At 73.4% G+C, this 14,127-nt stretch carries 8 protein-coding genes and 1 pseudogene; 6 read left to right on the top strand and 3 right to left on the bottom strand.

Going from position 1 to position 14,127, the window contains the following annotated elements:
* The first annotated feature begins 6 nt into the window (after nt 1–6).
* Entirely contained in the window at nt 7–1,221 is a 1,215-nt protein-coding gene (locus tag A8713_RS27225; RefSeq protein WP_064537741.1) for an acetyl-CoA C-acetyltransferase, read from the top strand.
* 62 nt (nt 1,222–1,283) lie between these two features.
* A complete protein-coding gene (locus A8713_RS27230; protein WP_064536322.1) occupies nt 1,284–3,461 on the top strand; it encodes a 3-hydroxyacyl-CoA dehydrogenase NAD-binding domain-containing protein in 2,178 nt (725 codons plus the stop codon).
* An 8-nt stretch (nt 3,462–3,469) separates the two neighbouring features.
* Here A8713_RS27230 and A8713_RS27235 read toward each other — a convergent pair whose 3' ends face one another.
* Nucleotides 3,470–4,234 carry a MerR family transcriptional regulator gene (locus A8713_RS27235; protein ID WP_064536324.1) on the bottom strand — a complete coding sequence of 255 codons (765 nt, stop codon included), beginning with the start codon at nt 4,232–4,234 and terminating at the stop codon, nt 3,470–3,472.
* Between the two features lie 221 nt (nt 4,235–4,455).
* Here A8713_RS27235 and A8713_RS27240 point away from each other — a divergent pair, with 221 nt between their 5' ends.
* Both A8713_RS27240 and A8713_RS27245 read left to right on the top strand, forming a co-directional pair.
* Nucleotides 4,456–5,919, top strand: a complete 1,464-nt coding sequence (locus A8713_RS27240) for an amino acid permease (RefSeq protein WP_064536326.1) — start codon at nt 4,456–4,458, stop codon at nt 5,917–5,919.
* A gap of 42 nt (nt 5,920–5,961) precedes the next feature.
* A pseudogene (locus A8713_RS27245) lies at nt 5,962–6,547 on the top strand (Appr-1-p processing protein).
* A gap of 34 nt (nt 6,548–6,581) precedes the next feature.
* On the opposite strand, the gene A8713_RS27250 reads toward A8713_RS27245, so the two are convergent.
* A complete protein-coding gene (locus A8713_RS27250; RefSeq protein WP_064536328.1) occupies nt 6,582–8,078 on the bottom strand; it encodes a M1 family metallopeptidase in 1,497 nt (498 codons plus the stop codon).
* Nucleotides 8,079–8,294: 216 nt separating this feature from the next.
* On the opposite strand from A8713_RS27250, the gene A8713_RS27255 reads away from it, so the two are divergent.
* The gene (locus A8713_RS27255) at nt 8,295–10,262 is read left to right on the top strand and encodes a Xaa-Pro dipeptidyl-peptidase (RefSeq protein ID WP_064536330.1); all 1,968 of its coding nucleotides are present in this window, start codon (nt 8,295–8,297) and stop codon (nt 10,260–10,262) included.
* A gap of 686 nt (nt 10,263–10,948) precedes the next feature.
* Here A8713_RS27255 and A8713_RS27260 read toward each other — a convergent pair.
* Complete coding sequence (locus A8713_RS27260; RefSeq protein WP_107440717.1) at nt 10,949–11,914, bottom strand: FAD-dependent oxidoreductase; 966 nt, start codon at nt 11,912–11,914, stop codon at nt 10,949–10,951.
* Between the two features lie 107 nt (nt 11,915–12,021).
* On the opposite strand from A8713_RS27260, the gene A8713_RS27265 reads away from it, so the two are divergent.
* Nucleotides 12,022–13,674, top strand: a complete 1,653-nt coding sequence (locus A8713_RS27265) for an ABC-F family ATP-binding cassette domain-containing protein (RefSeq protein ID WP_064536332.1) — start codon at nt 12,022–12,024, stop codon at nt 13,672–13,674.
* The last annotated feature ends 453 nt before the right edge of the window (nt 13,675–14,127 follow it).

Consider the following 14,127-nt stretch of genomic DNA (forward strand, 5'->3'; position numbering starts at 1 on the left):
CTGCCCGTGACCACCGAAGCGTACGTGTACGACGCGATCCGCACCCCGCGCGGCCGCGGCAAGGCGAACGGCGCCCTGCACGGCACGAAGCCCGTCGACCTGGTCGTCGGCCTCATCCACGAGATCCGCGCCCGCTTCCCGGACCTCGACCCGGCCGCCGTGGACGACATCGTGCTCGGCGTCGTCGGCCCGGTCGGCGACCAGGGCTCCGACATCGCCCGGATCGCCGCCGTCGCCGCCGGACTGCCGGACACGGTCGCCGGGGTCCAGGAGAACCGCTTCTGCGCCTCGGGCCTCGAAGCCGTCAACCTGGCCGCCGCCAAGGTGCGCTCCGGCTGGGAGGACCTGGTCCTGGCGGGCGGCGTCGAGTCCATGTCCCGGGTGCCGATGGCCTCGGACGGCGGCGCCTGGTTCAACGACCCGATGACCAACCTGGCCACCGGCTTCGTGCCCCAGGGCATCGGCGCCGACCTGATCGCCACCCTCGAGGGCTTCACCCGGCGCGACGTCGACGAGTACGCGGCCCTCTCGCAGGAACGCGCCGCCACCGCCGTCAAGGAGGGCCGCTTCGCCCGCTCCCTGGTCCCGGTGAAGGACCGCAACGGCCTCGTGGTCCTCGACCACGACGAGCACCCGCGCCCCGGCACCACCGCCGACTCCCTCGCCGGACTCAAGCCGTCCTTCGCCGACATCGGCGAACTGGGCGGCTTCGACGCCGTCGCCCTCCAGAAGTACCACTGGGTGGAGAAGATCGACCACGTCCACCACGCGGGCAACTCCTCCGGCATCGTGGACGGCGCCTCGCTCGTCGCCATCGGCTCGCGCGAGACCGGCGAGCGCCACGGCCTCACCCCGCGCGCGCGGATCGTCTCCGCCGCCGTCTCCGGCTCCGAGCCCACCATCATGCTCACCGGGCCCGCCCCCGCCACCCGCAAGGCCCTCGCCAAGGCCGGACTGACCATCGACGACATCGACCTCGTCGAGATCAACGAGGCGTTCGCCGCGGTCGTGCTGCGCTTCGCGAAGGACATGGGCCTGTCCCTGGACAAGGTCAACGTCAACGGCGGCGCCATCGCGCTCGGCCATCCGCTCGGCGCCACCGGCGCGATGATCCTCGGCACCCTCCTCGACGAACTGGAGCGCCAGGACAAGCGCTACGGCCTGGCCACCCTGTGCGTCGGCGGCGGCATGGGCATCGCCACCATCGTCGAGCGCGTCTGACCCCCAGCGGCACCCCGGGCCGGCAGCGCCCAGGACCCCCGGACTTCTACGGAGACCCTGACATGACCGAGAGCACGACCATCCGCTGGGAACAGGACGACACCGGTGTCGTCACCCTCGTCCTCGACGACCCGAACCAGTCCGCGAACACCATGAACCAGGCGTTCCGCGACTCGCTCGCCGCGATCACCGACCGCCTGGAGGCCGAGAAGGACTCCGTGCGCGGCGTCATCCTCACCTCCGCCAAGAAGACCTTCTTCGCGGGCGGCGACCTGCGCGACCTGATCCGGGTCACCCCGGACACCGCGCAGGACCTCTTCGACGGCGGCCTCGCCATCAAGCGGAACCTGCGCCGCATCGAGACGCTGGGCAAGCCGGTCGTCGCCGCCCTCAACGGCGCCGCGCTCGGCGGCGGCTACGAACTCGCCCTCGCCTGCCACCACCGCGTCGCCCTCGACACCCCCGGCACCCGGATCGGCTGCCCCGAGGTCACCCTCGGCCTCCTTCCCGGCGGCGGCGGAGTCGTCCGCAGCGTCCGGCTGCTCGGCATCACCGACGCCCTGCTCAAGGTGCTGCTCCAGGGCACCCAGTACAACGCCCGCCGCGCCCAGGAGAACGGCCTGGTCGACGAGGTGGCCGACACCCCCGGGGAACTGCTGGCCAAGGCCCGCGCCTTCATCGACGCGCACCCCGAGTCGCAGCAGCCCTGGGACCGGCCCGGCTACCGCATCCCGGGCGGCACCCCCGCGAACCCGAAGTTCGCCGCCAACCTGCCCGCCTTCCCGGCCAACCTGCGCAAGCAGACGGCCGGCGCGCCCTACCCGGCGCCGCGCAACATCATGGCCGCCGCCGTCGAGGGCGCCCAGGTCGACTTCGAGACCGCCCAGGTCATCGAGGCCCGCTACTTCGTGGAGCTGGCCGCCGGGCAGACCGCGAAGAACATGATCCAGGCGTTCTTCTTCGACCTCCAGGCCGTCAACTCCGGCGCCAACCGCCCCCAGGGCATCGAGCCCCGCCCGGTGCGCAGGGTCGCCGTGCTCGGCGCCGGGATGATGGGCGCGGGCATCGCCTACTCGTGCGCCCGCGCGGGCATCGAGGTCGTCCTCAAGGACGTCTCCCTGGAGTCCGCCGTCAAGGGCAAGGGCTACTCCGAGAAGCTGTGCGCCAAGGCCGTCTCCCGGGGCCGTACCAGCCAGGAGAAGGCGGACGCGCTGCTCGCCCGGATCACCCCCACCGCCGAGGCGGCCGACCTCGCGGGCTGCGACGCGGTGATCGAGGCCGTCTTCGAGGACCCGGCCCTCAAGCACAAGGTGTTCCAGGAGATCGAGCACGTCGTCGCGCCGGACGCGCTGCTGTGCTCCAACACCTCCACGCTGCCCATCACCGCGCTCGCCGAGGGCGTGGAGCGCCAGGGCGACTTCATCGGGCTGCACTTCTTCTCCCCGGTCGACAAGATGCCCCTGGTCGAGATCATCCGGGGCGAGCGCACCGGCGACGAGGCGCTGGCCCGCGCCTTCGACCTGGTCCGGCAGATCAAGAAGACCCCGATCGTGGTCAACGACTCGCGCGGCTTCTTCACCTCCCGGGTCATCGGCCACTTCATCAACGAGGGCGTGGCGATGGTCGGCGAGGGCATCGAGCCCGCCTCCGTCGAGCAGGCCGCCGCCCAGGCCGGCTACCCGGCCAAGGTGCTCTCCCTGATGGACGAGCTGACCCTCACCCTGCCCCGCAAGATCCGCGAGGAGTCGAAGCGGGCCGTCGAGGAGGCGGGCGGCACCTGGCCCACGCACCCCGCCGAGGCGGTCATCGACCGCATGGTCGACGAGTTCGGCCGCACCGGACGCAGCGGCGGCGCCGGCTTCTACGCGTACGGCGAGGACGGCCGGCGCGCCGGGCTGTGGCCGGGGCTGCGCGAGCACTTCACGAAGCCCGGGTACGAGATCCCCTTCCGCGACATGCAGGAGCGGATGCTCTTCGCCGAGGCGCTCGACACCGTCAAGCTGCTGGAGGAGGGCGTCCTGACCTCGGTCGCCGACGCCAACATCGGCTCCGTCTTCGGCATCGGCTTCCCCGGCTGGACCGGCGGCGTCCTCCAGTACGTCAACGGCTACGAGGGCGGGCTGCCCGGCTTCGTGGCCCGTGCCCGGGAGCTGGCCGGGCGCTACGGCGAGCGGTTCACCCCGCCCGCCCTGCTGGTCGCCAAGGCGGAGCGCGGGGAGACCTTCACCGACGCCCGCTGAGGCACCGCTCAGCCGGAGGGCGCGTCCTCGGCCCCGGGGTTCCCCGGGGTCCCGGGCGCGTCCTCGGGAGCACCCTCGGGGGAGCCGACCCACTCCCGCAGCTCCTCCTTCAGCGACCGCTGGAAGGTGGTCAGCAGCGCCTGCACCACCAGCGGGTGCATGTGCGCGGACAGGGACCTCACGTCCTCGGTGTCCCGCTCGGCCACCGCGTCGCGCAGCAGCCCCGACAGCTCGCGCGCGGCCGCGCGCGCGTGCTCGATCAGCGCCGTACGGGCGGCGAGCACGGTCTCCTCGGACAGCGGCACGTCGAGCAGCTCCACCCCCAGCCGCAGCAGCCCGGTGTCGACGCGGAACACGCCGTCCTGCCGGGTCAGCACGCTCATCGCGGCCAGCCGCTCCACGTCCTCGTCGCTCAGCCGCCGCCCGGCCCGCCGCGCCAGCTCGGGCCGGGACAGCGTCTCCACGCCCTCCGGCGCCCAGGAGGCGACCACCGCGCGGTGCACGGCCAGGTCGTGCGGGCTCAGACCGGGCGGGAGCTGCCGCAGATGGCGTTCGATCGCCGCCAGGGTCATGCCCTGGTGCTGCATCTCCTCGATCAGCTCCAGGCGCGCGAGGTGGTCGTGGCCGTAGTGCCCCACCCGGCGCGGGCCGATCACGGGCGGCGGCAGCAGGCCCCGGCTGCCGTAGAACCGGACTGTGCGCACCGTGACCCCGGCACGCGCGGCCAGCTCGTCGATGGTGAGGGCCGGCTCGCCGGTGTCGGTGGTCGTCATGTGCAGCAGTATCGCTGTCGCACCAATGGTGTGAAAGCCGGTGACCGATCTGCGTGGAAAGTGTGAGAAGCCCCGCTCTGTGACATCTGTCATCGCATGAGAAGTGATCTCTCGGGGAAGCTGCTTGTCTGGCCTGTACCGCGTCCCCAGTGGTCCGAGCCGGAATTGTACGGACACCCGGGCGCACCCCTGCCCGGCCCCCAGAGAGTGGAAACCACCGCGTGAGCAAGGATTCCGTGCGCACGGCACAGGTCACCGGCCATCCCCGGGCGACCGCCGCACCCGCCGACGCGGGTGACGCCGGGTACAGCAAGGACCTCAAGCACCGCCACGTCAACATGATCGCCATCGGCGGCGCGATCGGCACCGGCCTCTTCCTGGGCGCCGGCGGGCGGCTGCACACCGCCGGACCGGCGCTGGCGGTCGCCTACCTGGTCTGCGGCGTCTTCGCGTTCTTCGTCGTACGCGCCCTCGGCGAGCTGGTCCTGTACCGGCCCTCCTCCGGATCCTTCGTGTCGTACGCGCGCGAGTTCCTCGGTGAGAAGGGCGCCTACGTCGCCGGGTGGATGTACTTCCTGAACTGGTCGACGACCGGCATCGCCGACATCACCGCGATCGCCCTCTACACGCACTACTGGAGCCTGTTCACGCCCGTCCCGCAGTGGGTGCTGGCGCTGATCGCGCTCGCCGTCGTCCTCACCGTGAACCTGATCTCGGTGAAGATCTTCGGCGAGATGGAGTTCTGGTTCGCGATCGTCAAGGTGGCCACCCTGGTCGGCTTCATGCTGATCGGCATCTTCCTGCTGACCACGCAGCACCAGGTGGACGGCACGACGCCCGGCTGGAGCGTGATCAGCGACCACGGCGGCCTGCTGCCGCACGGCGCGATGCCGGTCGTGCTGGTCATGCAGGGCGTGATCTTCGCCTACGCCGCGCTGGAGCTGGTCGGTGTCGCCGCGGGCGAGACCGCGGAGCCGGAGAAGGTCGTCCCGCGCGCGGTGAACTCGATCATGTGGCGCGTCGCCCTGTTCTACGTCGGCTCGGTCGTCCTGCTCGCCCTGCTGCTGCCCGGCTCGGTCTACTCGGCCGGGGAGAGCCCCTTCGTCACGGTGCTGTCCAAGATCGGCGTGCCCGCCGCCGGTGACGTGATGAACCTCGTGGTGCTCACCGCGGCCATGTCCTCCCTGAACTCCGGTCTGTACTCCACCGGCCGCATCCTGCGCTCCATGGCGATGTCCGGCTCGGCCCCGAAGTTCACCCGCGTGATGAGCCGCAGCCAGGTCCCCTACGGCGGCATCCTGCTGACCTGCGCGGTCTGCGTGCTCGGCGTGGTGCTGAACTACCTGGTGCCCAGCCAGGCCTTCGAGATCGTGCTGAACGTCGCCTCGCTCGGCATCGTCAGCACCTGGGTGATCATCATGATCTGCCACCTGGTCTTCGTCCGCCGGGCCAGGGCGGGCCTGCTCGACCGGCCGCACTTCCGCCTCCCGGGCAGCCCGGTCACCGAGATCGCCACCATCGTCTTCCTGCTGGCCTGCCTCGGCCTGATGTGGAACGACCCCGACGTCGGCCGCAGGACCCTGCTCATGATCCCGCTGATCGCCGTCCTGCTGGTCGCCGGCTGGTTCGGGGTGCGCCGCCGCGTCACCGAGCAGGCCGCCGAGGCGCCCTCCCTCACGAAGTAGCAGGTCAGGGCCGTTGTCAGTGGCGGCCCGTACGGTGGCGTCATGTCGGAGACCAGGTATGTCCGAGGTGACGCCACCGCCCCGCGGGCAGCGGGCCCCAAGGTGATCGCCCACGTCTGCAACGACCGCGGCGGCTGGGGCCGGGGCTTCGTGCTCGCGCTCTCGCGCCGCCGGCCGGAGCCGGAGTGGCGTCCGGCACGGTGAACGCCACCGCCGCCGATGTGCCGACCAGGAAGCAGCCGCGTACCGGGCCTGGTACCGCGACCGCGCCGACAACGACTTCGCACTCGGCGCCGTGCAACTGGTGCGCACCGGCCCGGACCTCTGGGTGGCCAACATGATCGGCCAGCACGGCGTCCGGCGCGGCGGCGGCAAGGGCGTCCCCGTCCGCTACGAGGCGATCGACACCGCCCTGGACCGCCTCGCCGGCCACGCGGCGGCGCTGGCGGCCTCCGTGCACATGCCGCGGATCGGCTGCGGTCTCGCGGGCGGCGACTGGGACCGGATCGAGCCGCTGGCAGAGGCCCGGCTGCTGCGCCGGGGGATACCGGTGACGGTGTACGACCCCGAGGACGCGACGGCGGAGGGGGCGCAGGAGGCGGCGGTGGCGGCCCGGACCGCTCCCTAGCCTGTCGGGGGCCGGGAGCGGTCCGGGCCGCGGGTCACCTGGCGTGGACGTCGTTCGTCGCCTCGATCTTCTTCCACGAGCGGGGCTGCGCCGGGGCGGCCCCGGCCGGCGCGGCGAAGGACGCCGCCCGTGCCGCGGGTGCGGCCGGCTTGACCGGCTGGAAGAGCCAGGTGTCGAAGAGCGCGGCCAGCGGCTTGCCGGACACCTGCTCGGCGTACTTCTGGAAGTCGGCCACGGAGGCGTTGCCGTAGGCGTGCTGCTGCGGCCACCCCTTCAGCAGGGCGAAGAACGCCTTGTCACCGATCGCGTTGCGCAGCGCCTGGATGGCGACGGCACCGCGGTCGTAGACCGGCGCGTCGAACTGGTGGTCGGGGCCCGGGTCGCCCGGCTTCACCGTCCAGAAGGCGTCGTCCGCCGGGTGCGAGGCGTACACGTAGTCCGCCAGCTCCTGCGCCGTGCCCTCGCCCTCGTGCTCGGACCACAGCCACTGCGCGTACCGCGCGAAGCCCTCGTTGATCCAGATGTCCTTCCAGCCCTTGAGCGACACGCTGTCCCCGTACCACTGGTGGGCCAGCTCGTGCACCACCACGGAGGTGTTGGAGCCGTTGGCGAACTGCGCCGGGCTGTAGTAGACGCGGGTCTGCGTCTCCAGCGCGTAGCCGGTGGTCGTGTTCGGCACGTACCCGCCCGCCGAGCTGAACGGATACGGCCCGAAATAGCCGCTCAGCCAGTCGACGATCTCCCCGGTGCGCTCCACGCTCGCCCGCGCCGCGCCATCGTTGTCGCCGAGGTCCCTGCTGTAGGCGTTGACGATCGGGACACCGCCCTCGGAGGTGCCGGTGGTGATGTCGAACTTCCCGAGCGCGAGCGTGGACAGATAGGTCGCCTGCGGCTTGTCCTGCCGCCAGTTGTAGCGGGTCCAGCCCAGCTTGGAGGAGACCGACCGGAGGGTGCCGTTGGAGATCGCCTGCGTGCCGTCCGGCACCGCCACCGACACGTCGTAGGTGGCCTTGTCGCCGGGGTGGTCGTTGCTCGGGAACCACCACCAGGCGGCCTCGGGCTCGTCCGCCGCGACGGCGCCGTCCGGGGTGCGGTGCCAGGTGGAGAAGCCGTACGCGCTCTTGGTGGAGGGCACACCGCGGTAGCGCACGACCACCGTGACCGGCGTGCCCTTGGCCAGCGGGCTCTTCGGCGTGACCACCAGCTCGTGCTGCCGGGCCGTGGTGAAGGCGGCCCTGGTCCCGTTGACCCGCACCTCGCTCACGTCCAGCAGGAAGTCCAGGTCGAAGCTGGACAGGTCCTGCGTGGTCCGCGCCGAGATCGTCGCGGTGCCCTCCAGCTCGTCCGTCGCGGGCTGGTACGTCAGCCGGAGGTCGTAGTGGGAGACGTCGTAGCCGCCGTTGCCGTAGTCGGGGTAGTAGGGGTCGCCGAAGCCCGGCGCGCCGGGGGAGTGGCTCGCGGCCGACGCCGGGATCGCCAGCAGGAGGGAGGCCGCCGCCAGAGTGCCCGGCACGATGATTCTGCGGTGCACGTCAGCTCCAAGTCGTAGGGGGACGAGGTCTGTTCGGAGCCTATTGAGTCCCTGTGACCCCAGCCATGTCCATGGCCACCGCTGTCACAAGATCGCCATTCGGCCGTCATGAGCGAAACACTCCCGTGCTCCTGTGGTCCCTTTCGTCATCCCTGTCCCGGCGACACGTCAGCTTCCCTCTTCTGCGCGGCAGTTGCCCCCTGTACCGTCCCGCTCATGCCGAACAGCATGCGCATGACCACCTGGAGAACGCTCGCCGTGGCGGCCGTCGCCGTCCTGGCGGCCGTCCTCCTCAGCCCGGCGGCGCACGCCGCCCACCAGGACGCCCGCGGCCCCCGCGAGAGCCGGCCCGTCTACTCCTACGCCGACGCCGTCCGCGAGTCCGTCTGGGTCGACACCGGACTCGACGGGGACGGCGACGGGAAGCCCGACCGGGTCGCCGCCGACATCGTCCGGCCCCGCGAAGCGGCCCAGCAGGGCCGCAAGGTGCCCGTGATCATGGACGCCAGCCCCTACTACTCCTGCTGCGGACGCGGCAACGAGAGCCAGCTGAAGACGTACGACGCGGACGGCCACGTCGTGCAGATGCCCCTGAACTACGACAACTACTTCGTGCCGCGCGGCTACGCCTTCGTCGGCGTCGACCTGACCGGCACCAACCGCTCCGACGGCTGCGTCGACGTCGGCGGCCGCTCCGACATCCAGTCCGCCAAGGCCGTCGTCGACTGGCTCAACGGCCGCGCCAGGGCCTACAGCACCCGCACCGGCGCCACCCCCGTCAAGGCCACCTGGACCGACGGGAAGACCGGCATGATCGGCAAGAGCTGGGACGGCACCATCGCCAACGGCGTGGCCGCCACCGGCGTCAAGGGCCTGAAGACCATCGTGCCCATCAGCGCCATCTCCTCCTGGTACGACTACTACTTCTCCCAGGGCGCCCCGCTCTACGGCTCGGGCCCCGAATGGCTCTCCGACGCGGTCGAGAGCGACGCCGCGCACGCCCACTGCGCCGCCGTGCAGCAGAAGCTCGTCGACGGCGCCCCGCGCAACGGCGACTGGACCCCCCTGTGGTCCGAGCGCGACTACGTCAAGGACGCGGGCAAGGTCCGCGCCAGCGTCTTCGTCGTCCACGGCATGCAGGACCTCAACGTCCGCACCAAGAACTTCGGCCAGTGGTGGGACGCCCTCGCCGCCCACGGCGTGGAGCGCAAGATCTGGCTCTCCCAGACCGGCCACGTCGACCCGTTCGACTACCGCCGCGGCGCCTGGGTCGACACCCTGCACCGCTGGTTCGACCACGAACTCCTCGGCTACGACAACGGTATCGACCGCGAACCCATGGCCGACGTCGAACGCCACCCCGACCAGTGGGAGACCACCCCGCTCTGGCCGCCGCGCGGCACCGCCACGACCACCCTGCGTCCCGCGCCCGGCACCACCGCGGGCGTCGGCACCCTCGGCCTGCGGCCCGCCCGGGGCACCGAGACCTTCACCGACGACCCGAAGCGCAGCGAGACCGACTGGGCCGCGCGGATCGACAGCCCGTCCCCGGACAAGGCCGGGTTCGTTACCGGTCCGCTCACCCGCGATCTGCGGCTGTCCGGTTCCTCCCGGGTCACCGTGACCGCCGCGTCCACCACCGCGAGCGCCCATCTGTCCGCCGTCCTCGTCGACGTCGGCCCCGACACCATCCGCGACTACACCGACGCCGGCGAGGGCATCACCACGCTCGCCGACCGCACCTGCTGGGGCGCGAGCACCGCCGGGGACAGCGCCTGCTACCTGGAGACGGCCGCGAAGACGACCGCGGTCGACTTCACCGTCGTCAGCCGCGGCTGGGCCGACCTCGGCCACCGCACTCCGCAGGGCAAGGGCGGCCCGCTCGTCCCGGGCAAGGCGTACACGCTCACGCTCGACCTGGCCGCGACCGACCACGTCGTGCCCCGGGGCCACCGCCTGGCGCTGATCGTCGCGGGCACGGACAAGGACCTCATCGACCCGCCGTCCACCACCCCGACCCTCACCCTGGACCTGTCGCGCACCTCGGCCGCCCTCCCGCTGGTCGGCGGCGCACCGGCGTTCGCCCGCGCCACCGCCTCCGTCACGACCGGCCGGACCGCGTCCCCGCACGCCCTGACCGGCCTGCGCGCCCCGCACACCGCCCACCCGCTGCCCGGCCGGTGACGGCCCGGCACTGACAGGCGCCGCGAGCGCGCCGAAGGAACGGGGGCGGCCGGGCCGACGGGCCGGCCGCCCCTTCCGTCCGCCGGGCCCACCGGTCCGGCACGCGGCACCGGCCGACAGCCCTGCCGGGGGCCTGCCTCCCCCCGGCACGGCCGGACCGTGTTCCCGCACCCCGACCGGCCGACTCGCCCCGCGCTCGGCCTCCCCCGCATGGCTCATCCGTCGCCCGGCCGGTGACGGCCCCGGCGCCGAGCGGCGCCGCGAGCGCGCCGGAGGCGGACCCGGCGATCTCCCTGTCCACCGTCCACCGCCCACACCACCCGGTCCGGCGCGCGGCACCGACCGGCAGCCGCCCTGAGCCCCCCGCTCTCTCCGCCACATCCGGGCCGCGTCCCCGCGCGCCCTGCCCGCCCCGCGCGCCCCCTCTCGTCCGCCGGACCGGCGCGCGCGCCGCCGGTCCGAGCCCGCGCCCGCGCCGTCGCGCGCTCCTGCGCCGGGCCGCACGCGCCCGCCCGCATCCAACCGGCGCACCTGCCCCCCGCGCCGCCGGCCCACCGGGTCGAGCGGGTGACACGGCGCCGCGCACCGCGCGTACCGCTTCCGCGCGCCCCGGGCGGGCGCCCTCCCGCGTCCGCCGCCCGGCCGGTTCCGGGCTGCCGTCATGCGGGCACGGTCGCGAGGCGCGGTCAGTTCGAGGGGGCCGGGACCGCGAGGCCGGCGGCCTGCCGCGCGCAGCCCCAGGCCACGGTCACTCCGGCGCCGCCGTGGCCGTAGTTGTGGACCAGGGTCCGGCCGTCCGGCAGGGTCTCGCGCTCCAGGCGTACGCCGGTGCGCCGTGCCGGGCGCAGTCCCACCCGGTGCGCCAGCACCCGCGCACCGGCGATCTCCGGCCGCAGGGCCGCGCACCGGGCGACGATCCGCTCGGCCACCGCCGGATCCGGCTCCGTCGACCAGTCGTCCTCCTCGGCCGTCCCGCCGAGCAGGAGACCGCCCGGCTGCGGGATGTAGTAGACGGACTCCGCCGAGACGTCGTCGACGGCGGTCAGCCAGGTGGTGACCCCCGGGTTCGCCACGACCACCAGCTGCCCGCGCACCGGATGCACCTCCGGATCGGGAACGAGATCGCGCGCGCCGAGCCCGGCGCAGTTCACCACCACCGGGGCGTCCACGGCGGCCAGCTCCGGCACCGTCCGCTCCTCGATGACCCCGCCCGCGGCGCGCAGCCGCTCCCGCAGCCACGGCAGATGAACCGACATGTCGACCACCGGCAGCCGCGCCCACAGCGCCGTACCCGCGTACTCCCCGGCGCGCGCCGGGCGCAGCCCCGGCACCCGCGCCGCCCACGCACCGAGCCCGTCCAGCCGGGTGCCGCCGTGCACGCCCTCGACCATCCGCACGCCGGTCTCCTCGGGGCGCGCGGCCAGCTCCGTGTACACGTCCAGCGTGTGCAGCGCCCACTCCCCGACGAGCGCCTCCGGCTCGATCCGGTACGGCCACCACAGGCCGCCGGCCACCGCCGAGGTCGTCCGCTCGGCGGGCTCGCGCGCCCACACCCGCACCCGCCGGCCGCCCTCGGCCAGCACCACGGCGGTGGTCAGTCCTATGACCCCGCCGCCGACCACCACCACATCGCCGCTCAGTTCACCGTTCATCCCGGGACCGTAGCCGAAGGCGCCTGGGCGCGCCCGGCCGGATCCCCGTGCCCGGCCCGCACCGGGCTGCGGGCCGGGCACCGCCAGGCTCTAGGATCGGCCCTCTGATGACTGCCACCCTCGTCGCCAAGAACCTCGCCGCCGGACACGGCGACCGCGCGCTGTTCACCGGGCTCGACCTCGTCGTCGCCCCCTCGGACGTGATCGGTCTCGTCGGCGCCAACGGCGCGGGCAAGTCCACCCTGCTGCGGATCCTCGCCGGACTGGCTGTGCCCGAGCAGGGCGACCTCGCGCTCTCCCCGCCGACCGCGACCGTCGGCCACCTGCCCCAGGAACCCGAGCGCCGCCCCGGCGAGACCGTACGGGAGTTCCTGGCCCGCCGCACCGGGGTCACCGCCGCCCAGCGCGCCATGGACGAGGCCACCCAGGGGCTCGTCGACGGCGCCCCGGGCGCGGACGACGCCTACGCCGCCGCCCTGGAGCGCTGGCTCGGCCTCGGCGGCGCCGACCTCGACGAACGCACCGAGGAGACCACCGGCTCGCTCGGTCTCGCCGTCGACCTGGACCAGGCCATGACGTCCCTGTCGGGCGGCCAGGCGGCCCGCGCCGGGCTCGCCTCCCTGCTGCTCTCCCGCTACGACGTCTTCCTGCTCGACGAACCGACCAACGACCTGGACCTGGACGGCCTGGACCGGCTCGAACGCTTCGTCACCGGTCTGCGCGCGGGCACGGTCGTCGTCAGCCACGACCGCGAGTTCCTCACCCGCACCGTCACCAAGGTCCTCGAACTCGACCTCGCCCAGCGGCAGATCAATCTCTACGGCGGCGGCTACGCGGCCTATCTGGAGGAGCGCGAGGTCGCCCGCCGGCACGCCCGCGACGACTACGAGGAGTACGCCGACAAGAAGGCGGCCCTCCAGGAGCGCGCGCAGACGCAGCGGGCCTGGATGGACAAGGGCGTGAAGAACGCCCGGCGCAAGGCGGGAAGCGACAACGACAAGATCGGCCGCAAGTTCCGCAGCGAGGCCAGCGAGAAGCAGGCCGCCAAGGCCCGCCAGACCCAGCGCATGATCGAGCGCCTGGAGACCGTGGAGGAGCCCCGCAAGGAGTGGGAGCTGCACATGGAGATCGCGGCGGCCCCCCGCTCGGGCGCGGTCGTCGCCACGCTGCGCGACGCGGAGGTGCGGCGCGGCTCCTTCGCGCTCGGTCCCGTCTCCCTCCAGATCGACTGGGCGGACCGGGTGGCGGTCACCGGAGCCAACGGCGCGGGCAAGTCCACCCTGCTCGCCGCGCTGCTGGGCCGCCTCCCCCTGGACGCGGGGCGCGCCACCCTCGGCTCCGGCGTCCTGGTCGGCGAGGTCGACCAGGCCCGGCACCTGTTCCACGGTTCCGAAGCGCTGCTGGACGCCTTCCGCTCGGCCGTCCCGGACACCGAGCCCGCCGACGTACGCACCCTGCTCGCCAAGTTCGGCCTGAAGGCGGACCACGTGCTGCGCCCCGCCGCGACGCTCTCGCCGGGCGAGCGCACCAGGGCCGCGCTCGCCCTGCTCCAGGGCAGGGGCGTCAACCTGCTCGTCCTGGACGAGCCGACCAACCACCTGGACCTGCCCGCCATCGAGCAGCTGGAGTCCGCCCTGGACGCCTACGAGGGCACTCTCCTGCTGGTGACCCACGACCGGCGCATGCTGCGGGCCGTCCGCACCACCCGCCGCCTGGAGGTCGTGGACGGCAAGGTGAGCGAGTACCCGGGCGCGTTCTGAGGGCCGGTCGCGGCGGCGGCCCCGGGAGGCGCCCACCGGGGCCCCACCCACGGGGCTTTACACTCGGCAACCGTTGTCCAGCGCACAGAGACCGCACCGCAGACCGAAAGGCATGGTTGTCCATGTTCCAGGACGCGCCCATCTACCACCAACTCGTCGCCGAACGCGGGGACGTGCCCGCACGGGTCCGTGACGCGGCGACGAGCATACGGCGGGAGCTCGACCAGGTGATGCGGACGGGCCGGCCGTCGGGCGCCTTCGAGCCCGGCCCCGCCGGACGCGGCGCCGGTCCCCGCGCGCACTCCGCGCTGCCCCCCGGCCAGAGCCCGCGCTGACGTCCCGCAGCGCCGCCGGGCCCCCGGCCCCGTCGCACCCGGCCCGCCCCGCCCGCGTGTCCCAGGCAGTGACACGCACCGGACGGTGGACGGCCGGCCGCGCCGGGGCCTTTTCGAA

The organism is Streptomyces sp. SAT1 (assembly GCF_001654495.1).
GTDB lineage: Bacteria > Actinomycetota > Actinomycetes > Streptomycetales > Streptomycetaceae > Streptomyces > Streptomyces andamanensis.